At 71.3% G+C, this 24739-nt stretch carries 18 protein-coding genes; 14 read left to right on the top strand and 4 right to left on the bottom strand.

The window, feature by feature from the left end; all coding sequences use genetic code 11:
* Positions 1-112: 112 nt before the first annotated feature.
* A complete protein-coding gene (locus ACH4T9_RS24645; RefSeq protein WP_396673708.1) occupies positions 113-679 on the top strand; it encodes a hypothetical protein in 567 nt (188 codons plus the stop codon).
* 60 nt (positions 680-739) lie between these two features.
* On the opposite strand, the gene ACH4T9_RS24640 is transcribed toward ACH4T9_RS24645, so the two are convergent.
* From ACH4T9_RS24640 to ACH4T9_RS24630, 3 genes are read right to left on the bottom strand one after another with little or no spacing between them, the layout of a single operon-like run.
* Positions 740-976, bottom strand: coding sequence for a hypothetical protein (locus ACH4T9_RS24640; protein WP_396673707.1), 237 nt, complete (start codon positions 974-976; stop codon positions 740-742).
* On the bottom strand, positions 973-1596 hold the full coding sequence (locus ACH4T9_RS24635) for a hypothetical protein (RefSeq protein WP_396673706.1): 624 nt from the start codon (positions 1594-1596) through the stop codon (positions 973-975). Before ACH4T9_RS24635 ends, ACH4T9_RS24640 begins: the two co-directional genes overlap by 4 nt.
* Complete coding sequence (locus ACH4T9_RS24630) at positions 1593-1928, bottom strand: PadR family transcriptional regulator (RefSeq protein ID WP_387021889.1); 336 nt, start codon at positions 1926-1928, stop codon at positions 1593-1595. The genes ACH4T9_RS24635 and ACH4T9_RS24630 overlap by 4 nt, the downstream gene beginning before the upstream one ends.
* Before the next feature lie 317 nt (positions 1929-2245).
* Between ACH4T9_RS24630 and ACH4T9_RS24625 the strand changes: the two genes are divergently transcribed.
* The 13 genes from ACH4T9_RS24625 to ACH4T9_RS24565 all read left to right on the top strand — a co-directional run bounded on the left by ACH4T9_RS24625 (position 2246) and on the right by ACH4T9_RS24565 (position 23743).
* The gene (locus ACH4T9_RS24625) at positions 2246-3973 is read left to right on the top strand and encodes a substrate-binding domain-containing protein (RefSeq protein WP_396673705.1); all 1728 of its coding nucleotides are present in this window, start codon (positions 2246-2248) and stop codon (positions 3971-3973) included.
* Positions 3974-4132: 159 nt separating this feature from the next.
* Complete coding sequence (locus tag ACH4T9_RS24620; protein WP_396673704.1) at positions 4133-6178, top strand: sensor histidine kinase; 2046 nt, start codon at positions 4133-4135, stop codon at positions 6176-6178.
* A gap of 89 nt (positions 6179-6267) precedes the next feature.
* On the top strand, positions 6268-9516 hold the full coding sequence (locus ACH4T9_RS24615) for a BTAD domain-containing putative transcriptional regulator (protein ID WP_396673703.1): 3249 nt from the start codon (positions 6268-6270) through the stop codon (positions 9514-9516).
* A 101-nt stretch (positions 9517-9617) separates the two neighbouring features.
* On the top strand, positions 9618-11303 hold the full coding sequence (locus tag ACH4T9_RS24610) for a bifunctional 3-(3-hydroxy-phenyl)propionate/3-hydroxycinnamic acid hydroxylase (protein ID WP_396673702.1): 1686 nt from the start codon (positions 9618-9620) through the stop codon (positions 11301-11303).
* A gap of 1138 nt (positions 11304-12441) precedes the next feature.
* Positions 12442-14535, top strand: coding sequence for a hypothetical protein (locus tag ACH4T9_RS24605; RefSeq protein ID WP_396673701.1), 2094 nt, complete (start codon positions 12442-12444; stop codon positions 14533-14535).
* Between the two features lie 48 nt (positions 14536-14583).
* The gene (pelF, locus tag ACH4T9_RS24600) at positions 14584-16293 is read left to right on the top strand and encodes a GT4 family glycosyltransferase PelF (RefSeq protein WP_396673700.1); all 1710 of its coding nucleotides are present in this window, start codon (positions 14584-14586) and stop codon (positions 16291-16293) included.
* Complete coding sequence (locus tag ACH4T9_RS24595) at positions 16290-17822, top strand: hypothetical protein (RefSeq protein WP_396673699.1); 1533 nt, start codon at positions 16290-16292, stop codon at positions 17820-17822. The genes pelF and ACH4T9_RS24595 overlap by 4 nt, the downstream gene beginning before the upstream one ends.
* 37 nt (positions 17823-17859) lie before the next feature.
* On the top strand, positions 17860-18663 hold the full coding sequence (locus tag ACH4T9_RS24590; protein WP_396673787.1) for a sugar phosphate nucleotidyltransferase: 804 nt from the start codon (positions 17860-17862) through the stop codon (positions 18661-18663).
* Complete coding sequence (locus ACH4T9_RS24585) at positions 18660-19556, top strand: NAD-dependent epimerase/dehydratase family protein (RefSeq protein ID WP_396673698.1); 897 nt, start codon at positions 18660-18662, stop codon at positions 19554-19556. The genes ACH4T9_RS24590 and ACH4T9_RS24585 overlap by 4 nt, the downstream gene beginning before the upstream one ends.
* A complete protein-coding gene (locus tag ACH4T9_RS24580) occupies positions 19553-20650 on the top strand; it encodes an endo alpha-1,4 polygalactosaminidase (RefSeq protein WP_396673697.1) in 1098 nt (365 codons plus the stop codon). Before ACH4T9_RS24585 ends, ACH4T9_RS24580 begins: the two co-directional genes overlap by 4 nt.
* Before the next feature lie 92 nt (positions 20651-20742).
* Positions 20743-22089, top strand: coding sequence for a nucleotide sugar dehydrogenase (locus ACH4T9_RS24575; RefSeq protein WP_396673696.1), 1347 nt, complete (start codon positions 20743-20745; stop codon positions 22087-22089).
* A complete protein-coding gene (locus tag ACH4T9_RS24570; protein ID WP_396673695.1) occupies positions 22086-23051 on the top strand; it encodes an NAD-dependent epimerase/dehydratase family protein in 966 nt (321 codons plus the stop codon). The genes ACH4T9_RS24575 and ACH4T9_RS24570 overlap by 4 nt, the downstream gene beginning before the upstream one ends.
* Positions 23051-23743 carry a hypothetical protein gene (locus ACH4T9_RS24565; protein WP_396673694.1) on the top strand — a complete coding sequence of 231 codons (693 nt, stop codon included), beginning with the start codon at positions 23051-23053 and terminating at the stop codon, positions 23741-23743. Before ACH4T9_RS24570 ends, ACH4T9_RS24565 begins: the two co-directional genes overlap by 1 nt.
* A 165-nt stretch (positions 23744-23908) precedes the next feature.
* Here ACH4T9_RS24565 and ACH4T9_RS24560 read toward each other — a convergent pair whose 3' ends face one another.
* Positions 23909-24676 carry an IclR family transcriptional regulator gene (locus ACH4T9_RS24560; RefSeq protein ID WP_396673693.1) on the bottom strand — a complete coding sequence of 256 codons (768 nt, stop codon included), beginning with the start codon at positions 24674-24676 and terminating at the stop codon, positions 23909-23911.
* Between the last annotated feature and the right edge of the window lie 63 nt (positions 24677-24739).

The raw sequence follows: 24739 nt of genomic DNA, 5'->3' as shown, positions 1-24739 counted from the left end.
TCGGCTTCAGACACAGTGGCGGCAGGCCGCCGCCCTGACGACGGCGCGGCGAGCAGTGCAGCTTGGTCAGGTCCGCCGTAGGAGCGTCGGAGGTCCCGGTTAGCATCCGCCGGTGACGCTCACACCTGACGACCTGATCGGCTACGTCGAGCGCGACCTCGACGCCGACCTCGCACGGTGGCTCTCCGGCCGTTCTCCCGTCACCGTTCCCGTGGAGACCCGGCCGGTGGCGCCGATGCTCGACCGCCTCCCGCCAGCGTCCGCTACGGCGCTGGCGGCATTCGACCGTCGCGTGCGGTCGGGGCGTATGCCCCAGTTCCTGGACGTGTACGACTGGTCCTACGGGTTCGACTTCGCCGCGAACGACTGCGGGATCCTGGACGCCGACTACCAGACGGAGCTCACCGACGACGACGTCTACCCGATCGGCGCCGACGGCAGCGGCAACCTCTACGTGGTGCTCACCGACGGGCGGGTCGGCCTCTGGTTCCACGAGGAGGAGGTCGTCGAGGGCGACAGCCGCTTCGACAACCTTGACGTCTTCCTCTGGTCAGCCGTGCGTTACCAGGCGGTGCGGGCGGGAGTGCTCGAGCGGGCCGTGGTCGAGGCCGACTTCCTGTCGCTGGGCCAGGACGGCGCGTTGCGGCCCGACATCGGGCTGCTCAGTTCCATGAAGTAGGGCGACAACCCGCACGGATGCCTCTGGCTCGCGGCCTCGCCGGGGCCCGGGGCGAGGGGTTCATGTGGGGGGACGTGACCTGATCGATCGGATAGGCACGGGGGACTGGCGAGCAGCGCGGATGAGCAGTGCCAGGCGTTCGGGGCGTTCTCGGTCGTTGACGACCCAGCCGACGAGGCTTACCGCCATGCCCGTGGTCACGAGGAGCAGGACGACCATGGGCCAGCCCGCCGCGGCGAGGACGGAAAGCACGCCGCCGCTGGCGATGAACATGCTCAGCCTTCGCGCGGAGGTCATCCTTGGTCTCCCTCATCGTGCCAGGGGTTCTCGCGAAGGCTTCGGCGAAGCGATGGCGCTGAGATCAGCAGCCGTGTGGCGTAGGCGAGTTGACGCAGCAGTCCGTCCAGTTCGGCGAGCTCCGCCCAGAACTCCTCGCCGTACCGGGGGCGCTCCACCTCGGGGATGATCCGCAGTGCCATCGTGAGGAGGCGGATCGCGGCGGGTCGCGTCCGCGGTCGTGCCGGACGAGCCCGCGCGGTGATGGTGATGGGGGCTGGAAGGACCGCCGCAGACGCCCCACCGGCTCTGAACGCTCGTTCCGTCCCGGCCCGGTAGCCGCGGAAGTAGTGGCTGGCGTTCGTGGCGATGGCGGTGGGATTCCGCATCACGTGCTGCGGAGCGTACTGCCCAGCCCAGGCAGGAAGGTTCATCGGGTTGCTGCCCGGCACGCGTCGCGGCAGCGGCCCACCGGGGGATGCGTGCCACGGGGGGATCCCGGCTACGCGCCGATCGCTCCGCAGTTGGGTCAGCACGCGGACCAGTACCTCGTCGGTGGCGTCGGGTGTCTGGTGGTGGCTGGTCGGCGGCTTCGACCGCGGTGCGGGCAGCGGCTGGCGCTCGCCGTCCGCCCCGGTCATGCGCACCCCCCGGACAGCCCCGGTCGCAGGGCCGTCAGGCGGTTCACGGTCGCGGACGCACGCGCGAGGGCGTCGCGCGCCTTTTCGGCCCCGTGCGGGGTCAGCGAGTAGTAGCGGCGGCGTGGCCGCCCGGCCTCGTGCGGGTCGCGGTCTTCCCAGCGCGACTGCAACCAGCCGATGCGTTCCAGCCGAGCCAGGATCGGGTGGAGCGTGCCGCTGGCGAGGCCAGCGGCTGCGCAGATCTCCAGCCCGTAGAGCTCCTGATTGGGGCGCTCCAGGAGTGTTCGCAGGACGAGTTGGGTGGACAGGGTCATCCGTACTTCGGGGGGCATGGTGGAACTCTACCAAGCTAGGTAGAGAACTACTAACGACCGCGCCGGGTTGCTGCCGGCGGTGATTGCGACGCGCCCGGCGGGGTCCGGCTGGACAGCGGGATCGTGGCGGGGTAAGACAGCACGGCGAGGCTCCCGGTCGGGGCATCGGATCCTGGTCGGTTGCTGTGCTACCTGGAACCTCGCCCTCATTGATGTCCGGGTTGCCCGTACCCACCGTGATCAGCATGATCACGATGAAAAGGCTCGATGTCGACACCGTCAGCCGACATGCTGGAGGACCAATGTTCACAGGTCGACCGAACGCTCGGCCGTGGTTGCCGTACACCGCGGCCATCGTGGCCGGGGTCGCGGTCATCGCGGCGGCCTACCTGATCGTCCGGCCGGCGGCGGACGTCGGGTGTACGCCGCTGGAGGTCAGCTCGTCGGTGGAGAAGGACGTACTCCTCGGCGAGTTGGCCGAGCGCTACAACAAGAGCGATCGGCGGTTCGGCGGCCGCTGCGCCACCGTGTCCGTGCATGGCCTGACCTCCGGTGCGGCGACGGATGCGCTGGACGGCGATTGGGCCGTCAAGCAGCCGGACCTCCCACGACCGCAGGTGTGGTTGCCGACGTCAACCCTGTGGACCGGGCAGTTGAAGCTGCTCGACGAGGCCGCCGGGCGCCCGGCGCAGACCTCCGGCCGATACCTGTCGATCGCGAACAGCCCGCTGGTCATCGCCGTGCCGCGCCCGAAGGGAGAGCTTCTCCAACGGCAGGGGCCGCTTGGCTGGGGCGAGATCCTGGGCTTGTCCGGGCGGACGGGCTGGGCCGCCTTCGGTCGCCCCGATTGGGGGCGGTTCACCTTCGGCAAGGTCAACCCGAACCTGTCCACCTCCGGGCTGGCAGCCATCATCGCGACGTACTACGCGGCCATCAACCGGGCCAGCGACCTGACCGAGAGCGACCTGGCAAATCCGAGGGTGACCCAGTTCGTCCGCCGGATCGAGGCCAATGTGTCCCACTACAGCGACGACGTGGTGGACCTGCTGAAGGACCTCGCCGAGGCGGACCTGTCCGGGCCCGGCACGTCGGCCTCGACCGACGTGAGCGCGATCGTGACGCAGGAGGAGCTGGTCTACCAGTACAACGAGGGGGAGTTGAGCCCGACCCGGGGTGAGAAGCCCAAGGTCCCGCTGGTCGCGCTCTATCCGAAGGAGGGCACGTTCAACCTCGACCACCCGTACGTGGTCCTTCCCTCGGCCGACCCGGAACAGCGGGCCGCCGCCGCCGACTTCCGGGAGTACCTCCAGGAGCCGGCACAACAGCGGAGCTTCAGCCGGCTCGGGTTCCGCGACCACGAGCGGAACGCGTCCGACCCGCTGGTCGCCTCCGTCCGCGGACGCGGGACAGCCGATCTCACCTACTTCGATCCGCCGAATCCCACCGTGGTCAAGGCGATCCTCAGCGGCTGGGACACGCTGCGCAAGAAGGCGAACATCCTCGTCGCCGTCGACACGTCCGGTTCGATGAACGCCAAGATCGGTAACCAGAGCAGATTCCAGGTGGCGACCGCGGCCGCCGCCAAGGGCTTCGGTCTGTTGAACTCCGAGGACCAGGTGGCGCTGTGGTCGTTCTCGTCCGAGACACCACAGCGGCCGAAATCGCCCTACAGCGAGGAGGTCCGACTGTCGGCGTTCGACCAGAAGGTCCTCACCAAGAAGATCAAGAGTCTCCATGTCGAAGGGAACACCGCGTTGTACGCCACCGTACGGGCGGCACGCCGTTACATGCTCGACCACTACGACGAGTCCCGGATCAACGCGGTGGTCGTGTTGACGGACGGCAAGAACGAGTACAACAAGGACACCAAGCTCGCCCGGCTGCTCCAGGACATCGCGCTGGATCCGCAACGTCCGGTCAAGATTTTCTGCATCGCGTTCGACGAGCAGTCCGACTTCGAGACCCTGGACCGGATCGCCAAGGCGTCCGCGGGCAAGGCGTTCGACGCCCGCGACACGGCGAAGATCGACGACGCGTTCGTCAAGCTGATCAGCAGCTTCTGACGCGGCAGTGGCGGTACGTGACCCTGCCGTAGGTGTTCGACGCCGAGACAGCGGCGGATGCGCGGTGGCACCGAACACCGCGACCCGGCAAGATACGTGCCACGCGGCCCCGGGGTCGGCCGCGCCGGACCGGGGCCGGGGCAGTTGCGGAGGTTCGGCATGACGGGTCCCGGCAGCGACCGGCGCAGCCCCGTCGTGGCGTGGGCGGTGCTGATCGTCACCAGTGGACTCACCGCGGCGTCGGTGGCCGCCTGGTGGGTCGCGGCCCCGCCGTGGCATCCGGGGCTGTCCTACTCCCTGGTCGACCTGGTGGTGGGCGCCGTCTACGGCGTGGTCGCGTGGCTCACCCTCCTGCGCCGCGCCCACCTGGCCGCCTGGATCATGGCCGCCGCCGGTGTCGGCGGCTCGGTCTCGGCGGCCGCCTCCTGCTGGGCCATGATCGTGCACCGGTGGCCCGACCTGTGGGGACCGGAGCAACTGCTCGGTGCCGCCCACTGGACCCGGATTCCCGGGATCTACGCGCTGATCGTCGTCCTTCCCTGGCTGCTGCCGGTGCGGCCCCTGCGCCGGGCCACCCGGATCGCCATCGGCCTCGGAATGGCTTTCATCGCGCTGGCCCAGGCCTGCGTGCTGACCCTCCCCGACGGGGGGAATGCGATCCCGGTCACCGATCCCACCCTGCTCACCGTGCGGGCGGCGATCGAGCCGTGGCGGGAACCCGTGCTTGTCCTGCTCGGACTGGCCGCGGCCGGCGGGGTCCTGGCCCGCCGGCACGCCGTGCCCGCGGGGCAACGGCACGGCCTCGGCTGGCTCGCGGTCGGCACCCTGCTGCTCTCGCTGGCGTTCCTGCCGCCCGCGCTCGACCCCGTGCTGCCGCTCTCCGTCCCGGTGCCGATCGCCGCGTTGGTGCTGCTCTGCGCCCAGGCGTTCCTCCCGGTATCGGTTCTGGTGCTGCTGCTGGGGCACCGACTGCGGGACCTGGAACCCGCCGTCCGCCGGATCCTGGTCTGGGCGTTGACGACCGGGCTGGCGATCGGCGCCTACACCGGCGGCGTGCTGCTGCTCAGCACGCTGACACCCGCCTCCTCGGCCGTGTCCGGGATGCTGATGACCGCGTTGCTGGTCACAGCCTGCCAACCCCTGCGCCGGTGGGTGCGGCGCCGGGTCGACCGCCTCGTGCACGGCGACGCGGATCAGCCGTTGATCCGCCAGGTCGCCGACCGGCTGAGCACCACCGATCGAGGACGGCAGATGCTGGACGCCGTTGCCGATGGGATCGCCGACTCGCTGTGGCTGGCGGAGGTGACGATAACGCTCACCGGCGAGCCGCCCCCTGCGGCGATACCACGACCACGCCGGCCCCACGGCCCACCGGCCGCCGCCGGGCCGCCGCTGACCATCCTGCTCGCCGGCCCGGACAAGGAGGTGGGCGTACTGCGGGCCTGGCCACGAGCCGGCGAACGCCTGGCCCGCCGCGCCAACACGGTGTTGGCCGATCTCGCCCCCGTGGTGACCGCGCTGGCGGAGCTGGCGATCGCCCAGGGGGACCTGGAACGGTCCCGCCTGCGGTTGGCCCACGCACGCGACGAGGAGCGCCGGAAACTACGCCGGGACCTGCACGACGAGCTGGGACCGGCGCTCAGCGGGATCGCCCTGGCACTCGCCGCCGGACGCAACATGCTGCACCAGCACCGCCGCTTCCCCGAGATCGCCGCCGCCGACGATCTCCTCGAACGGTTGGTTACCGAGGTGGAGCGGCAGGCGGTGGGTGTCCGGGACATCGCCCGGGACCTGCGGCCGCCGCTGCTCGACGACGGCGGGTTGCTGCCGGCGCTGCACCGGCTCCGCGAGCGCTACGCCACCGTCGGGCTGACGGTGCTGGTGCGGGCGCCGCAGTTGAGCCTGCCCGACGCCGTGGCCACCGCCGTCTACGGCATCGTGTCCGAAGCGGTCCGCAACGTGCACCGGCACGCTGACGTGGACCGGTGCACGATCGAGGTGGGGAGCGGGCCGGACGGCCTGGAGGTGTGTGTGGCGGACGAGGGGGTCGGCACCGGGGCCGGCGCGAGTGCGGGGGTGGGCACCCACTCCATGCGGGAACGGGCGGAGGGCATCGGCGCTGAGCTCACCACCGGTCCCGCGAGCACCCGATCGGTTCGTCCGGGCACCCGGGTCCGTCTGGTCCTGCCGGGCGGCACATGGTGACACAGCACCGGGACGCGGGCGGGCGTTGTGGTGCTGGTGTGCAGTTCCACGTGCTGGGTCCCCTTGAGGTTGTCCGAGACGGCGAACCGGTGGCGGCCGGCGGTCCCAAGCAGCAGGCGTTGCTGGTCCTGCTGCTGTTGCGAATGAACCGGTTCGTCGCCGCCGACTGGCTCGTCGACGCCTTGTGGAACGGCCGGCCGCCGGCCAGCGGGCAGATGACCCTGCGCACGTACGTCGCCGGGCTACGCCGGGCCCTGGAGCCACAGCGCGCTCCTCGCGGGCCGGGCGGAGTGCTCGTCGGCCACCCGAAGGGGTACGAGCTACGGATCGCGCCGGACACCGTCGACGCGGTCCGGTTCGAGCGTCTGGTCGGCCGGGCGGCGGAACTGCTCGCGGCGGGCGATGCCATGGCGGCCGAGCGGTGCTACCGCGCCGCGTTGGCACTGTGGCGGGGAGAGCCACTGACCGCTGCGGCCGATCTGGACGCGGTACGTCCCGAAGCGGCCCGGCTGGCCGAGTTGCGTCTCGGTGCCGAGGAGGGACGCCTCACGGCGGGCCTTGCTGCCGGCCGGCACGAGACGCTCCTGCCGGAGCTGCGCAGGTTCGTGGCCACGCAGCCGCTGCGGGAGGTGGCCCGGGCACAGCTGATGCTGGCGCTGTACCGGTCGGGGAGGCAGACCGACGCCCTCGCCGTCTATGACGAGGGCCGACGGCTGTTGGCCCGCGAGTACGGGCTCGACCCGGGCGAGCAACTACGCGAGGCACACCGGCTCGTCCTGGACCAGGCCGTGCCCGCGGCGACGGCGGGCACGCCCGCCCAGGCGGGGCTCGTGCGGGAAACTTCCCGCGCTGTGGCCGGGTCGCCGGTGGCGGGCGGCGACCGGCACGCCGCTGTGACGGCCGGAGAGGTGCCGGGCGAGCCGGCCGTAGCTGGCGTGGGATCAGGCCCGGTCATGGCACCGGGTGGCACGGCACCGGGCGGCGGGGTGGCAATGGCCGAGGTGCCGGGCGCGCTCGCGGGGCGTGACGCGGAGCTGGCGCAACTGGGCGAGGCGCTGGTCGCGGCGGTGCACGGCGACGGTCGGTTGGTCGCCGTCGTGGGTGAGGCGGGGATCGGCAAGACCAGCCTGGCCGCCGCGGTCAGCGCCAGGGCCGTGGCGTCCGGGACTGCCGTGGTGTGGGGGAGGTGTCCGAATGTCGGGCAGGCGCCTCCGTTCTGGCTGTGGAATCAGGTGGTGCGGAGCCTGCGGGCGATGCCGCAGGCCGGCGAGTCAGGCAAGGCGCGGTCACTGGGCGGGTTCGCCGCCGAGCCGCTCACCGCGTCGGGCGCCGAACTCGACCCGGCGGCGCGGTTCCGGGCGTACGAGGCGGTGGCCGACCTGATCCGGGCCGTTGCCCGGCAGCGAGGGCTGCTCGTCGTGCTGGACGACCTGCACGCCGCCGACCCGGACTCGTTGCTGCTGCTGCGGTTCCTCGCCCCGCTCATGGCGGGCACCCGTGCCCTCGTCCTGGTCACGTCGCGGCCGTACCACCGCAGTGCCGGGCTCCTGGCGACCGTTGCCGAACTGGCCCGGCAACGGAACTTCACCCGGCTGGCGCTGACGGGCCTGGACGCGTCCTCGGTGGCGATCCTGCTGACGGCCGGCACGGGGGTGCGTCCGCCGGCCGAGGTCGTGGCGAGGCTGGTGACCCGTACCGGAGGGAACCCGTTCTTCATCACCGAACTGCTCCGGTCGGGAGCCGACCCGGCGGACGTGGAGTTGCCGGCGACCGTTCGGGACGCCGTCCGGCTGCGGCTCGGCGATCTGCCGGAGGCGGCCCGGGACTGCCTCGACCTGCTCAGCGTCGCCGGACACGAACTTGATCTGCACGTGCTGGCGGGGGTCCTCGGCACGCCGGTGGAGGAGGCGGGCGAGCGGCTCGTGCCCGCGTACGCCGGCGCGCTCGTCGCCGAGGCGGGGCCGGGCAAGGTGCGCTTCCGCCATCAGCTCTTCGCCGAGGTGGCCTACGCCGAGCTGGCGCCTCCGCGTCGGGCCGCGCTGCACGCCCGGCTCGCCACCGCCGGCGAGCGGGCCGGCGGCGGTCTTGCCCCCGCCGAACTTGCCCACCACTACGGCCAGGCAGTCGGCCTCGGCCACGGCGACGACCATCTCCGCTGGTCGCTGCTCGCCGCCGACGACGCGACCGGGCGGGTGGCGTACGAGGACGCCCTCGGTCACCTCGGCCGCGCCGCGCGGCGGCTCGCCCCGAACTCGGCGGTCTCGCCGGAGACGGCGCGGACCGAACTGACGGTCCAGCTGCACCGGGCAGCCCTGCTCCAGATGACCGCGGGGATCGGCAGCGACCCGGTCGACGAGGTCTGTTCCCGGGCCCGGAAACTGTTGGCGATGGTAGGGCCGGAGGTGGACCTGCGGCCGGCGCTGTGGGCGTTGGGCGAGCTGGCCGCCAACCGGGCCGACTTCGGGGTCTGCGTCGACCTCGCCCGGCGGCTCGGTGCCGCCGAGGATGACGGCACCGGCCTGATCAGCGCGGCAGCTGAGTACCTCCTGGGCGTGGTCGGCTACTTCGCCGGCCGGCTGCCGGAGGCGGAGCGGCATCTCACGGCTGCGGTCAACCGGCTGCGCGAGGTGGACCTGCGGCTGCTCGGCCAGCAGGTCGGCCGGCGGCCGGCGCTGGCCGCCCACAACTTCCGGGCGTTGGTCCGCTCCCTGCGGGGGCGGAGCGCGGCGGCGCGGGAGGACATCCGGGCCGCCGAGATTCTCGCCGACCAGGTCGACGATCCGCACGGCCGTGCCAACGCGGCGCTCTTCGATGGCTGGAGGGCGTTGCAGGAACGCGACGTCCCCGGGGTACGTGCCGCGGCGGACCAGTGCCGGTTGGCCGGCGCGGCGACCGGGCTGCCGCACTTCGTGACGACGGGCGAGTTTCTCGCCGCGTGGGCCACCGCCTACGGCGGGGACCGTGGTCGGCTGCCGGCGATGAGGGCCGCCGGCGAGGCGATCTACCGTCCTGGGCTGCGCGCGACCCGCACCATCACCCTGTGCGCGGTCGCTGAGGCGTACCTGGTGGCGGGGGAGCGGAACACCGCGGCGGAACTGGCCGAGCAGGCGTTGTCCGTGGCGGAGCAGTTGGGGGAGCGGGTCTGCGTCGCCCAACTGCACCGGATCCGCGGCGCCGCCCGCCACGACCCGGTGGAACTGCGTGCCGGCGTCCGGCTTGCCGTCGAGCAGGGGGCCGGGCTGCTGCTGACCAGCTTCCCCGGGACGGCTCCACCGGCATCCCCGCGCCGGCCGACGCGGGGCGGGCCGGACGACACGGATCGCCGCCGGGCCGGCTGACCTCCACACGGTCTCCACAGGACATCTGCGCCCGCCTGGTGTCGTAGACGGGCAGGAGCGACGGCGGCCGTTGCGGGGTTCCTGTCGGAAGGAGACGCCCCATGCCCCCGGTTGAGGAGAAGGTCTACGACGTCGACGTCGCGGTGATCGGCTGCGGACCCGTCGGCGCGCTGACCGCCAACCTGCTCGGTGCCCGCGGGGTCCGCACCCTGGTCGTCGAGCGAAACCCGTCACCGCGCGGCCGACCGCGCGCGCTTCCCTGCGACGACGAGGCACTGCGCAGCTACCAGCAGGCCGGCCTCATCGAGCAGGTGAGCCGCGACATGCACGCTGTCCCGGTCGTCGAGTACGTCAACCGTGGGGGCCGAGCCTTGGCAACCGTCGCCCTGGCGGAGGTGGACTTCGGCCTCGGTCACCCTCCGCTGAGCTTCGTCGACCAGCGGCCGTTGGAGCAGACCCTCCGTGCCGGCCTGGGCCGCTTCGACCAGGTCGCCCTCAGTCTCGGCGTCGAACTGGTGGCGTTGCGGCAGGACGCCGAGGGGGTGACCCTGGTCCTGCGCGACATGATCACTCTTGAGAGCCGGACGGTGCGAGCCCGCTACGTGCTCGGCTGCGACGGCGCGCGCAGCACCACCCGCGCCGCTACCGGCGTCGCCCTGGCGGGTTCCAGCTACGCGGAGCCCTGGCTCGAAATCTCAGGGGACGTGGCGCCGGACGCAATCCGCGTCGAAAGGACGACGTTCGTCTGCGACTGGCGGCGTCCGGCCTTCGCGTCACCCGGGGCGAAGGGAAGCTATCGGATGGAGTTCATGCTCCGCCCCGGGGAGACCGCCGACGAGATGCGCCGGCCCGAGACCATCGGCACGCTCGTGGAGCCGTACGTCGACCCGTCGCGGTTCGCCGTCACCGGCGCGGCGGTCAACACCTACCACCACTTCGTCGCACGGCAGTGGCGCGTCGGCCGGGTCTTCCTGCTCGGCGATGCCGCCCACCAGATTCCCCCGTTCATGGGTCAAGGACTCTGTAGCGGGCTGCGGGACGCGGCGAACCTCAGCTGGAAGCTCGCCCTGGTCCTCGCCGGTGACGCCGATCCGACGCTGCTGGAGACGTACGAGATCGAGCGGCGCCCACACACCGCGGCGATGGCGCGGACGAGCGCGCGGTTGGGACGGCTCTTCCAGGTGCGGAGCCGGTCGGCGGCGTGGTTGCGCGACAACGCACTGGGGGTCCTGCAGACCGTCCCCCGGATACGCCGGTTCGTTCGGCACTTCGAGTTCAAGCCGTTGCCGGCCTATCCGACCGGGCTGATGGCGGGCGGTCGGCGCGACGGCGGTGTCGGGACGATGTTCCCCCAGCCTCGGGTCGCGACGGTGGCCATGCCCGCGCCGCACCTTCTCGACGAGGCGCTCGGCGCCGGCTTCGCCGTGCTCGGGCTCGGCGGCGCTGCCGAGCCGTCGCGGGGAGAGTGGGGGGAGTGGCGGGAGTTGGCGGTGCGTTTCGCCGTCGTGCACCAGGCGGGCACCGCGCCGGAAGGTCTGCCGCCGGCCTGCGGGTACGGCGGGGTGGAGCGGGTCGACCTTGTCGATGTGGACGGGACGATCAGCGCCTGGCTGCGCCGGTATCGCGTCGAGGCGGTGGTGCTGCGGCCGGACCGGTTCGTGTACGGCGTCGTAGCGGCCGACGAGACCGGCCGGGTGGGCCACGCCCTGGCGGCGGCCCTCGGCACGCCGCAGGCGTCAACTCGGCCGTCGGTCTCGGCGAGAGGGGCCGGACTCGCCGGAGGCTGACGCACCGGTCAGGGAGCTTTTCCGGCCCCCGGCGGTGGCGGGAACGCGGTGGTGCGAGGGGCCGCCGCGCGGCCTGTTCGAGTCGTTCGGCGGTGCCGCCGGGCACGTGCGGGCCGTGACCAGGATATTCGTCGAGCGGGCGTGGGAATCCCTCGATCCGGCCTACGGGATAACGCGGCCTGATCCCATTCTCTCGTCGGGGAAAGGCCGAACCTGTCGGACGCCACTGACGCCCCGCCGGCGATCGACGGAATCGCCCGGGGTGCCGCACCGATCCCAAGGTGAAAGCCGTCGTGGACGAATAGATCGACCTGTTGATGGACCTGGTCGGTGAGGTACGCGGCTGCCGTGCAACCTCGGCTGTCGCGCGTTTTCAAGATCCGTGCCCGCCACGGGTAGTCGTCGCCGTTCCGGTCCAGCGGGGTGGCGTAGCGCCGGCGGTCGTCCTACCCGATGTTCGGGATCTGCGCGTCCTACGCCACGCGTCCGTCACGTCGCCTGCCGTCCACACCGCAGGGCCTGACGGCTGACGCCCAACTCCCGGCCCGTGTCGCGGATCGCGAGGCCGGAGTACTGCTGCCAGCGCGAACATCGGCTGCCCGGCATCTCCTGATGCCTGCGGTCCCCACTTTGTCGCGAGTCAGCCGTAGGGATGACTGGTATATCAGTCGAACGCATGAACGATGTGGACTGAGTGGCCACACTTGTCTCTCGGCAATTGGGGGCGACGAAGCGATCAGCGGTCGCTCTCGACCGCTTCGGCCCGACCGGGGCTGGAATTTCGGCCACGCCCGACTGGGTTCTTGTGAAGTGAATATGAATGACGTGTTGCGGCGGCCCTGGAAAAGAGCACGTCAGCCCGGACGGTGCCCGTGAAACGCGCATTCAAGATCCATCGAAACGTGCTACTGCAAGCGGCTTTAGGATCTTGTCGCACTAGCACCCGACCGCGCTTGCGTCAATGCTCTACATGCGACACGCTCGAGCCTCCGAGATCCGAAAAGCTAATTGCTAGCCTTCGGCGGCAACCCCGCAGTCCACAAGGGACTGTGTCATCAGTCGTCTCCTCATCGGAGGTCACTACATGGTCCCCATCGGACCTGCGCGCCGTCGCGCGACACGACTCGCCCTCGCCGGGTTGACCGCGCTCACGGTCGTCCTCGGCACTCAGGCTCCGGGCCTTGCCCGGCCGCCGGCCGCGCCGACCGTGCCGGCCCAGCCGCCGACCTCGCCCGGTCTCGGTCAGGTCGCGAACAAGAAGGAGGCCCGCCCCGGCCCGCTGCCCACGAGGTCCGGCACCGTCAAGGTCGCCGGGGCCAAGCAGAGCGCCCGCAGTGGCGGCGTCGGCACTCAGGCACTCAACGACAAGGTCGCGCTCCGGGCGCTGATCGTGGCCACGAACACGGCGGACTTCGGCGTAGCCACGCTCACGACGACCCTCAACCGGGTCGGCGCGGCCTACGACATCATCTACACCGCCACCGAGTCGATCACGCCGAGCACGCTCGTCCGCACCGACGGCGTCGGCAAGTACAACGCGATCCTGCTCACCAACAGCATGCAGCTCTACGAGTCGGGCGGTAACTACCTCAGCGGCCTGACCAGCACGGAGTGGAACACCCTCTGGGCCTACGAGCGCAACTTCCAGGTCCGGCAGGCCGCCCTCTACACCAGCTACGGAACCTGGCCGGAGGACTACTGCCTCACCTCCAACGGTGAGAGCGCGGTCGGCGACACGCCCCTGCCCGTCTCGCTCACCAGCAACGGCGCCGCGGTCTTCGACTACCTCAGCAGCTCCGCCCAGATTCCCGTGACGCAGTCGTACGTCTACCGCACCTCGATCAGGTCCGGCTGCAGCGCCGACGCTCTGATGACCAACGGCTCCGACGTGCTGGCCGTGCGCAGCACCTCTCCCGACGGCCGGGAGCGGATCGCGCTGACGTTCACCTCGAACCAGTACCTGCTCCACTCGGACCTGCTGGTCTACGGCCTGTTCCGGTGGACGACCAAGGGCCTGCACTTCGGTGAGCAGAAGCACCACCTGAACGTCGACATCGACGACTGGTTCAACACCTCGGACCACTACCACGATGACGGCACCGTCGAGTACAGCCCCGGCTTCCAGGTCAGCGGCCACGACACGGTCAACCTCGACGCGCAGCAGACCGCGCTGCGTACCGCCCACCCGCAGGCGGCCGGATTCACCTTCAACATCGCGTACAACGGCGCCGACATCGACCCGTTCGCCGGCGACACGTGCAGCCCCAACGGCGACGCCACCACGTTGACCGCCACCACGAAGTGCCTCAAGAACAACTTCCGGTGGACCAACCACACGTTCAACCACCCCGAGTTGAACACGACGGACTACAGCACCACCTACAGCGAGATCAACACCAACCGGACCGCGGGCGCGGCGATCGGGCTGAACGCCCCGACCACCGTGCTGAAGACCCCCGAGTACTCCGGCCTCGGTGTCTACAACGACGACCCGGACAACGACACCGGCCCGCCCACCGACCACGGGTTGGCGGCGTCGAACCCCGCGCTGCTGGAGGCCGCGGCGGATCTCGGCATCAACGCGGTGGCCGGCAACATGTCGTTCCCCAGCCACGTGCCGGCGAACTTCAACGGGGCCACCGCACACCCGCTGGACCAGAGCATCGCGGTGGTGCCGTGCTGGCCGACGAACATCGCCTACCACACCACCACCCCGGCGGAGGAGACGGTCTTCTACAACTCCTTCTACGGCCCGAACGGCCTCTTCCCCTACTGGCCCACCGACCGCACCTACCCCCAGGTCCTGGACTACGAGTCCGGGGTGGCGCTGCAGCACGTGGCGTCCGGCTCGATCTACGCGCACACGTTCCACATCGCCAACGTGCGCGACTACGGCGCCGGCAAGAGCCTGGTCACCGACTGGGTCAAGGGCGTGCTGACCAAGTACGACTCCTTCTACGCGGTGCCGCTGCTGAACTCGGCGTGGACGGACATCGCCGCGTACACCAAGGCGACCACGGCCCACTTCGCCGCACGCGCCGCCGGGGCCGAGGCGATCTACGACCGGACCACCGGTGACATCACGGTGACCTCGCCGGCCGCCGGCACGCTCCGGCTGGGCGGCGTGACCACGGCCACCACGGGTGCCACCACGTACGGCACCGACGTGACCGTGCCGGTGACGCTCGTGGCGAACACCGCCGTGACGTTCGACGCCGCTCCTCGCCTGTAGAGCCAGGCAGCGACAAGCAGTAAACGCGAAGGTGAACGGGAGCAACTGGTGAGGATCGCTCTGGTCTCGGAGGGCACCTACCCCTATGCGATGGGCGGCGTGAGCATCTGGTGCGAGCAGCTCATCCGGGGGATGCCGGACTACCGGTGGGAGGTTGTGGCGCTCACCGTGGACGGTACCGAGAAACCGGTGTTCGACAGGCCGGCGAACCTTGACCGGGTGCACTCGATCCCGTTGTGGGGCGGACGGCCGCCAGGCCGCCGCCCCCAGCGGGGGGTGCTGGTCCCGTCCGGGCGGCCCGGCGCGGAGTTCCTCGAGTCCTACGAGGTGTTCCTGCGGGCGCTGGTCACCCCACTGGAGTCGACCCGTTCCCAGGCGGGCTCGGTCAACCGGAGCACCTTCCTGCTCGCCTTGCGCGGCATGTTCGAGTACGCCGCCGGTGGTGGCGACCTGAGCGCGGGCCTGCTCTCCAACGAGGCTTTGAGGATGATGCTGGAAGCCTGGCACACCCTCCGGGTCGACGAGACCGGGCCCGCGCCCAGCGTCGCCGACGCGCTGGAGGCGGCCTGGCTCATCTCGCACATGATGCGGCCGCTGAGCGCGCCGCCGGTGCGCGCCGACATCGTGCACTCCTCGATGAACGGCCTCGCCACGCTCGTCGGCATGGCTGCGACGTGGACCTACGGCACCCCGTTGGTCCTCTCGGAGCACGGCATATATCTCCGCGAGAGGTACATTTCGTACCTGAATGACAGTGCACCGCATCCGGTGCGGGTGCTGGTGCTGAGCTTCTTCCGCTCACTCGCCGGGGCGGCATATCTGATCACCGGCGCGCTGGCGCCGCACTCGCAGTACAACCGGCGCTGGCAGTTGCACAACGGGGCCGACCCGGAGCGGATGTGGACGATGTACAACGGCGTCGACCCGGACGAGTTCCCGCCGGCGGTCGGTGAACCGGAGGTGCCGACCATCTCGTTCATGGGCCGCATCGACCCGCTCAAGGACCTGCACACCCTGATCCGGGCGTACGCGCTGGTCCGCGCGGAGATCCCGACCGCCCGGCTGCGCATCTTCGGCGGGACACCGGTCGCCAACCAGGTCTACCACGCCAGCTGCCAGGCGCTGATCGACGAACTCGGACTGACCGGGCACGCCACGCTGGAGGGCCGGGTCGGCAACGCGGTCGAGGCCTACCACGCCGGCAGCCTGGTCGCGCTGACCAGCATCTCCGAGGGCTTCCCGTACACGGTGGTGGAGGCGATGGCGTGCGGGCGGCCGACCGTGTGCACCAACGTCGGCGGCGTCGCCGAGGCGGTCGGTGACACCGGATTCGTCGTCGCGCCGCGGGATGTCGCCGCCGTCGCCGACGCCTGCGTGCGGATGCTGCGGGACCGGGACCTGCGGCTGCGACTCGGGGCGGTCGCCCGGGCCCGGGTCCTGGAGAAGTTCACCCTGCAGCGCTCGCTGCAGGCGTACCGCAACATCTACGAAGGGCTCGCCGCGCCACGGACGGTGTCCGCACCGCCGCGGCATCTGCGCGGCCAGGCGCAGGGCTGGGTCAAGGTCCCGGACCGCAAGATCCGGCCCGGGGTGGCGCCCGTCCCCGCCCGCGTGCCCCGACAGCGTGGACCCGAAGAGTACGGAGCCACCGCGTACCCGCCGCGCCGTGACCCGAACTCGTCCGTGCGTCCGGCGGTGTCGTATTCGGACGGCGAGTCGACGGTCGGAATGCTGCGACCCACCGGCGGCCGGCGGTGACCTCCTACAAGGACGCTGACGTCACCGACCCACTGTGGCGACCCGGCGTCACGTTGACCACCGGATCGGCGCCGCGCGGCGACGGCCGGGCGGACGAGCCCGAACGCACGATCCTGCTGCCCAGGATCTCCACCGATCCGGTCGACGACCTGGTCGAGCGGGTCCGGCCCCAGCTGACCCGCGTGGTCGACGCGCTGCAGGTCGCCGCCGCACTGGAGGCCGACGGGCACACCGACCGGGCTGCCCAGGTCGAGTACGGCTACAGCGACGTCTTCGTGCTCGCCTCCGAGGTGTTCCGGCGGATGGGGCCGACCTCGCCGGTCGTCGACGAGGCACAAATCTCGCCGACGACCGGTCGGGGCCGTTGGAACGGCCTGCGAACGATCTCGCACGGCCTGCTCTACGTGTTGCCGAGTGCGGCGTTCCCGGCCGTGCTGGCGGTCGTGGGGCGACCGGGTCTGGTGCTCGGGCTGATCCTCGCCGGGACGCTCGGCTGGATCTACTCGGGCGTGATCGCCTACTCGGCATATCGACTGCTCGGCCTTGGCCGGCCACGCTCGGCGAGCCGGCTACTGCGGACAGCCGCGCTGACCGCGCCCCTGCTCGGCGCGGTGGCCGGCGGCGTGGTGCTGCCGTACGGCGGCCTGTCGCTCGCCACGATGATGGTCTTCCAGTTGGCGTACCAGCTGGCCAGCACGCTACTGATCTTCTACCGGCGCGAGTTGTGGCTGGCCCTGGCGATGATCCCGGCCTTCCTGTTCGGGGGGATCTACCTGGTGTCCGGCGGCACGACGCAGCAACGGTGGGCCGTGGGCGCGGCGGCTGTCGGCGTGCTGGCGACCCTCGCCGCGGCGCTCTGGGTCACCCAGACCGCGGCCCGGGCCGAGGAACCGGCACCACGGGATCCGCTCTGGCCGGAGGCGCCCGCGCTGCTCGGCGTCGCCGGTTACGGGCTCTGCTCGGCGGCGCTGCTCTTCCACGCGCAGGCGCCGTACCTGTTGGGTCGGTTGGACATCGCGGCGGCGGCGGTACCGCTGATTCTGTCCATGGGGTTCGTGGAATGGCGGACGAGCGTGTTCTGGGCGAACGCGGTCGCACTGGCCCGGCACACCCACGAGCCGCACGGTTTCGTCGTCGGGGTCTGGCGCATGATCGGCCGGGAGGTCACCGCATGCCTCGTGGTGCCGGCGGTGCTGGGGGCGGCGCTACTGGCCGGGCTGTTCCACGCGGGCATGCTCTCGGCTGCCGGGGTCGTGATGACGGCCGCGCACGTGGCACTTGCCGGCGCCTACTACCTGGCCTTCCTGCTGGTCGGCCGGGGCCGGTACGGCTGGCTGTGCCTGTCCATGGCGGTCGTGATCGTGCTGCACACCGGAGTCGGCGGCCTGCTCGGCGTCGCGCCGTTGCTCGGGCAGGACGGCCGCGCGCTCGCCGACACCTCGCTCTACCTGGGCAGCGTCGTGCTGCTCCAGGCGCTGTTCGCGCTCGGTCTGGTTCCGGTGATCGGGCAGGTCCGGCACTACCGATAGTCCACTCGAGGCCCTTGGGGAGGTCCGGTTGCACGCGGTGATCCTTGCCGGCGGCAAAGGGGTGCGGTTACGGCCGTATACGACGGCGCTGCCGAAGCCCCTGATGCCGATCGGCGACAGCCACTCGATCCTGCAGATCGTGCTCGATCAGCTCGCGTCGCGCGGGTTCACCTCGGTGACCCTGGCGATCAACCACCTCGGCCCGCTGATCCGGGCCTTCGTCGGGGACGGCCACCGGTGGGGGCTCGTCATCGACTACGTCGAGGAGGACAGACCGCTCTCCACGGTCGGCCCGTTGTTCGAGCTGAAGGACAGGCTGCCCGACGAGTTCCTGGTCATGAACGGTGACATCCTCACCGACCTGGACTACGGCGACCTGCTCCGCACCCACAAACTATCCGGCGCGGGACTGACGCTGGCGACCTCCGAGCGGGTGCACCAGATCGACTTCGGCGTGCTGGATGTGGACGCCGGGCGGATCGTCGGGTTCCGGGAGAAGCCGGCGCTGCGCTACCCGGTCAGCATGGGCGTGTACGGGATGTCGCGGAAGACGCTCGATCCCTACCCGGCGGGGCTCGCCTTCGGCTTCGACCAGCTGGTGCTGGACCTGCTCGCGGGCGGCGACCCCCCGGTGACGTACCCGTTCGACGGGTTCTGGCTGGACATCGGCCGGCCGGAGGACTACGACGAGGCGAACCGTTCGTTCCCACAGCTCAAGCCGATCCTGTTGCCCGCCCGCCCGAGGCCGCTGGGGGTGGCCCTCGGTGACGGGACGGCCGTCGGCGACCCGCTGGCCGTCGCAGACCTGTCGGCCGTCGTGCGAGCCGGAGAGTTGACGTGACGCGGGTGCTGCTCTTCGGCGCGTCCGGCTTCATCGGTGGGCACGCGCGTGCCGCTCTGGAGTCGGACCCGCGGGTGACCGAGGTGATCTGCCCGGGCCGGGCGACCTTCGACCTGCTCGACGGCGAACCGGACGCCCTCGCGGCGATCCTGCGCGAGGTCGCCCCGGACGCGGTGGTCAACTGCGTGGGCGCCCTTGCCGGCTCCGCCGCACAGCTGGTCACGGCGAATACGCTGGTCGCGGCGAAACTGCTGGAAGCGACCGTCGCCGCGGTGCCGCAGGCCCGACTGGTCCGGCTCGGTTCGGCCGGCGAGTACGGCCCGGTGCCGGATCGTGCCTCGGTCACCGAGGAGGAGCCGGCGCAGCCGGTCAGCGCGTACGGCGTCAGCCACCTGGCCGGGACCCGGCTGTTCCAGCTCGCCGGCGAATCCGGGCAGGCCGATGCGGTTTCGCTGCGGGTCTTCAACCCGATCGGTCCCGGCATGTCGGAGGAGAACCTGCTCGGTCGGGCGGCGGCGCGCATCCGTAGCGCGCTGGCCGACGGCGCCCCGGAGATCACCCTGGGGCCGCTCTCGGCGTACCGGGACTTCGTGGATGTGCGGGATCTCGCCGCGCTGATCGTCGCGGCGGTGCTCGCGCCCGAGCTACGGCACCGGGTCTTCAACGCGGGCAGCGGCCGGGCGGTCACCGCGCGGGAGGCGGTCGAGCTGCTGGCCGGCACGGCGGGCTACCGTGGCCGGATCCGCGAGGCCGGCACCGGGCCGCAGCGCTCGATGACGGTCCACTGGATCCGGGCCGACGTCAGCCGGGCGGACCACGAGCTGGGTTGGTCGCCGGTGCGCGACCTGGCGACATCGATCAAGGACATCTGGGCCGCCGGGGAGACGCGGTGAGCCACCGGTCCCCGGGCGGCGGTAACCAGCGGCTCCTCGTGGCCGCCCTCGCCGGGGTGGCCGTGCTGGTGGCGACCGCGATGTGGGGGTTCGTCGGCCGCCGGCCGGGCAGCGGACCGGTGTCGGCGCCGCCATCCGGCACCAGCGCCGCACCGGTCAGTTCAGGCAGTCCGGGCAGTTCGGTCGGTCCTGGCCCAGGTCCGGCCGGCGTTTCCCCGTCCGCGGCGCCGCCGATCGACCCGGCCACCGCCGTACCCGGCGGTGTCGTCACCACTTCGCCCGGGACGATCACCGACTGGGCGTACCAGCTACAGGGGTACGCCGACGGCCGGCTCGACGCGCTGACTCGGGGCCGGTACCAGCTCGCCGTCGTCGACCTGACCCGGGACGGGCACACCGGCTACTTCACCGCTGCCGAGATCGGCGCGCTGCGCCGCAGCGGCAAGCGGGTGCTGGCGTACTTCGAGATCGGCAGCCTCGAGAACTTCCGCCCGGAGTACCCGGTGATCCGCCGCGATGCCCGGGACCTGCTGGCCAACGAGTGGACGGACTGGCCCGGCGAGTACTTCGTCCACTACTGGGACACCCGTTGGTGGGAACGGGTCGTGCGGCCCCGGGTCGATCAAGCACTGCGCGCCGGCTTCGACGGGGTCTACCTGGACACGCCGCTGGCGTACGAGGAGATCTCCCTCGATGCCACCCAGGGCCGCGACCGCGCGCGGCTCGGTGCCGAGATGGCCGCCCTGATCGTCAGGATCAGCGAGTACGCCAAGGCCAAGCGGCCGGGTTTCCTGATCGTTCCACAGAACTCTCCCGAGCTGCGCGAGCAGTCGGGCTATACCGCCGCCGTCGACGGCATCGCGATGGAGGAGCTCTTCTACCTCGCCACGGACGAGCCGTGCACCCGGAGCTGGTGCGCGGAGAACCTGGCGCACACCCGGGCGCTGCGCGATGCCGGCAAGTTCGTGCTCGCGGTCGACTACGCCGTGCGCGCCGACCACGTACGCGGGGCCTGCCGCCGCTACCGCGCGGAACGGTTCGCCGGCACGGTCACCGTCCGGGCACTCGATCGGCTCACAGCCCGCTGCGGCTGAGTGCGTCGCGGACGGCCGGGCCTCCGCGACGGGAGGTCCGGGCACCGGACCTCACCTCAATCACGACACACAGGAACGGAAGGAAAAGACGAATGAGCACAAAAATCGGAGTCGTCGGCCTGGGCTACGTGGGGCTCACGCTCACCGCCGCCCTCGCCGACAAGGGCTTCACGGTGTACGGCGCAGACGTGTCACCGGCGGTGCTGGAGTCGCTCTCCCGCGGTCGGCCACACATCTTCGAGCCCGGCATCGAGGACGTCTTCGCCGCCCACCTCGGCAAGAACATCCACGTGGGCGCCGACCTGCCGAAGGACACCGTCGACGTGGCGGTGATCAGCGTGTCGACGCCGGTCGACAACATCACCCAGCGTCCCAATCTGGCGAACCTGGCCGCCGCCGCCCGGGTCGTGGCCGCCAGTTGCCGCCCGGACACCCTGGTGGTGGTCCGCAGCACGGTGCCGGTCGGCACGAGCCGCCGGGTGGTGTTGCCGGAGCTGCGGGCCGCCTGGGGCGAGCAGGTCCGGCTGGTGATGGCGCCGGAACGGACCATCCAGGGCCAGGCGCTGCGTGAACTCGTCGAGCTGCCGCAGGTGATCGGCGGCCTGGACGCCGAGAGCCTCGCCGCCGGGATCGAGTTCTTCAACGGACTGGTGCGGGCCGTCGTACCGGTGTCCGGACTGGAGACCGCCGAGCTGGTGAAGCTCTCGAACAACTGCCACACCGACCTGATCTACTCCTTCGGCAACGAGATCGCGCTGATCGCCGAGCGGCACGGCCTCGACCCCCTGGAGGTGATCAACGCGGCGAACGTCGACTACCCACGCCCGGACCTCGCCAAGCCCGGGTACGTCGGGGGTGGCTGCCTCTCCAAGGATCCGTACATCATGATCGACAGCGCGGGTGACCGCCGGCCGTTCCTCGTCGGCAAGGCCCGCCAGCTCAACGAGTACCTGCCCATCCACGTCGGTGAGACCGTGGTCCGGATGCTGATCGAGGCGCGCGGCCGTAGCCTCGGTGCGCGCCTGGCGGTGCTCGGCTGGGCGTACAAGGGGTGGCCGGCCACCGACGACATGCGTGGCACCCCGATCGCCACCATGATGCGGGTCTTCTCCGCCGCCGGCGTCACCGTCCTCGGTCACGACCCGATGGTCACCGACGACGTGATCCGGCAGTACGGGGGCGAACCGGTCAGCCTGGACAAGGCGTTCACCGACGCGGACGCCGTCCTGATCATCAACGACCACCCGGACTACCGGGCGATCCAGGTCCCCGAGGTGCTCGGCGCGGCGCGGCCGGCGTTCATCTACGACTCGTGGCGGGTGCTCGACTCCGACGCGGTCATGGCCGCCGGGGTCCGCTACGCGGGCCTCGGCTACCTGCCGCCCGCCCCCGCCGCATCCGGGTCGGCCGCACCGGCCCCGCAGGTGGTGCCGGCATGAGGGCGCTTCTGCTCGGCGGGGCCGGCTTCATCGGCCTGCACCTCGCCCGCCGCCTCGTCTCCGACGGTCACCAGGTGACGATCGTGGACGACTTCTCCCGTGGCCGTGACGACGCCGACCTCGACCGCCTGCGGAGCGACCCGGCGGTGCGGGTGGTCTCCGGAGACCTGACCGCCCCGGACACCTGGGCCGCGCTGCCGACGGGCTGGGACCAGATATACCTGCTCGCCGCCGTCGTCGGAGTCCGTAACGTGGAGCAGGATCCGGCCCGGGTCGTCCGGGTCAACACCCTCTCCGCGATGCACCTGCTCGACTGGGTGGCCCCTGGCGAGCGGGTTTTCTTCGCCTCCACCAGCGAGGTCTACGCCGGGGGCGTGACGGCCGGGGTGGTACCGGTCCCGACGTCCGAGGCCGTCCCGACGATGATCTCCGACATCTCGGCGCCCCGCTTCGCGTACGCGGCCAGCAAACTGCTCGGTGAGGCCGCCTTCCTGCACACGGCCCGTGCCCGCGGCTTCGAAACCGTGGTGGGCCGCTTCCACAACGTGTACGGACCACGGATGGGCGCCGACCACGTCATTCCGGAGATGTCCCTGCGCGCCCTGCGGGGAGCCGACCCGTTCCCGGTCCCCGGCGCCGACCAGTACCGGGCGTTCTGCCACGTGGACGACGCCGTCGAGGCCATGCTGCGGCTGATGGCCGCCCCGGCCGCCGCGGGTCAGATCGTGCACATCGGCAACGACCGCGAGGAGACCAACATCGGAGACCTCGCCAAGCTGGTCCTCCGTGTGGCCGGGGTGAGCCCCGCCATCGCGCCCGAGACCGCGCCGCCCGGCTCGGTCGCCCGCCGCTGCCCGGACCTGTCCCGGCTACGGGAGCTGACGGGCTACGAGCCGACCGTCAGCCTGGAGGAGGGCGTGCGCACCACCTTCTCCTGGTACCGAGAGCACGGGTGGCCGTGATGAGCCGACGTCCCATCTGTTTCTACTACGGCGACGGGCATCTGGACCACCTCGCCGGGTATGTGCGGGTGGTCCTGCAGCCGGATTTCTACCAACCCACCGAGCTGCGATACCTCGCGGACCAGGACGTGCAGACGCTCGCCTACCTCTCGCTGTCGGAGGACCAGGGCCCGCCCGCGCCCTGGCAGCGCCAGGAACGCAACCCGGACTGGGGCGGAGCATTCGTTCAGGTCGGCCACCCGCTCTGGGTGGCGCACGTGGTCGGTGCGGCGAAGAAGGCGATCGCCCAGGGCTACGCGGGGCTCTTTCTGGACACGCTCAATGTCGAGCTGACCTATCCCGAGGACGTGCCACACCTGCTCACCCTGGTCGCCGCGATACGGGAGGAAGCCAAGCCCGCGTACCTGCTGGCCAACCGAGGCTTCGGCATGCTGCCTCGGCTGGCCGAGATCGTCGACGGCATCGTCTTCGAGTCCTTCTCGGCCCGATGGACCGAGGACGGCTACGCCCCGTGGCCGCCCGACGTGCTTGAGTTCCATGCCCAGATCGCCGAGCAACTGCTACAGCTGGAGCTGGACCTCTACAGCCTCGACTACGCCGACAGCCAGGGGCTGACCGAGTTCGCCGAACGCCGGGCCCGCCAGTTCGGTCTCCAGTCCTTCGTCAGCGACCGCGCCCTGTCCAGGACCTGATCGCCTGACCTTCGTCGCCCTCCCCGCCGGGCCGGGGCTGGAACGCGCGAGTTGCTCCCAACCGCGCGACCGGCTTCAGCTCGGCGGGAAGGGCCGGGCTCCCGTCACCACGCTCGGCTTTCGGCTGCCGCGTGACGGCGGGCCGTCTGAACGACCGTCAGGCCGTCAGTTGCCGGCGGCGATGTCGGCGGCGAGTCGTTCCGCGGCCGAACACAGCGCCGGTGCGATTCGTTCGGCGGCCTGTCGGGTCAGCCGTCCCTCCGGGCCGGAGACGGAGAGCGCGGTCATCATGGGCGCGCCGAGGACCGGTGCCGCGACGCAACGGACGCCCACCTCCTGCTCGCCCTCGTCGATCGCGTATCCGGCCGCGCGGACCCGGTCGAGTTCGCGGTCGAACTCCGCCAGGTCGGTGATGGTGTGTTCGGTCATCGCCGGCATCCCGGTGCGAGCGAGGATGCCGTGCGCCTCCGTCGCCGGTAGTTGGGCCAGCAGCGCCTTGCCCACTCCGGTGCAGTGCGGCAGCACCCTGCGGCCCACCTCGGTGAACATCCGCATCGCGTGCGGTGACGGCACCTGCGCCAGGTACACCACCCGGTCGCCGTCCAGGGTCGCCAGGTTGGCCGTCTCGCCGGTTGCCGCGACGAGGTCGGCGAGCACCGGCCGGGCCCGTTGGCCGAGGTACCGGTTGGCGGTGTCGCCGAGTCGGATGAGTCGGGCGCCCAGGGCGTAACGGCGGGACGGCTGTTGGCGCACGTACCCCATCTCGACGAGGGTCCTGATCAGCCGGTGGATGGTGGGCTGGGGGAGACCGGCGACGGCGGCGAGTTGGGAGAGCCCCATCTCGCCACCCGCGTCGGCGAGGTGTTCGAGCAGGTCGAAGGCGCGCTGAAGGGACTGCACGCCGGACCGGCCGGTCGGTGCTTCCTGCGGCACCAGGGCTCCCCTCGTGGTTCTGGTCGCGGTACCGGATGGCCCGCCCTGATGATATGGTACCCA

This window comes from Micromonospora sp. NPDC020750, assembly GCF_044334565.1.
GTDB lineage: Bacteria > Actinomycetota > Actinomycetes > Mycobacteriales > Micromonosporaceae > Micromonospora.
The sequence above is the reverse complement of the archived record's forward strand: the minus strand, read 5'-3'. Positions and strand labels throughout refer to the sequence as shown.

What these genes read in the sequence shown, in the direction of transcription:
- ACH4T9_RS24640 (WP_396673707.1), bottom strand. Translation starts at nt 976, where the DNA reads ATGACCTCCGCGCGAAGGCTGAGCATGTTCATCGCCAGCGGCGGCGTG.
- ACH4T9_RS24635 (WP_396673706.1), bottom strand. Translation starts at nt 1,596, where the DNA reads ATGACCGGGGCGGACGGCGAGCGCCAGCCGCTGCCCGCACCGCGGTCG.
- ACH4T9_RS24630 (WP_387021889.1), bottom strand. Translation starts at nt 1,928, where the DNA reads ATGCCCCCCGAAGTACGGATGACCCTGTCCACCCAACTCGTCCTGCGA.
- ACH4T9_RS24620 (WP_396673704.1), top strand. Translation starts at nt 4,133, where the DNA reads ATGACGGGTCCCGGCAGCGACCGGCGCAGCCCCGTCGTGGCGTGGGCG.
- ACH4T9_RS24610 (WP_396673702.1), top strand. Translation starts at nt 9,618, where the DNA reads ATGCCCCCGGTTGAGGAGAAGGTCTACGACGTCGACGTCGCGGTGATC.
- ACH4T9_RS24575 (WP_396673696.1), top strand. Translation starts at nt 20,743, where the DNA reads ATGAGCACAAAAATCGGAGTCGTCGGCCTGGGCTACGTGGGGCTCACG.
- ACH4T9_RS24570 (WP_396673695.1), top strand. Translation starts at nt 22,086, where the DNA reads ATGAGGGCGCTTCTGCTCGGCGGGGCCGGCTTCATCGGCCTGCACCTC.
- ACH4T9_RS24565 (WP_396673694.1), top strand. Translation starts at nt 23,051, where the DNA reads ATGAGCCGACGTCCCATCTGTTTCTACTACGGCGACGGGCATCTGGAC.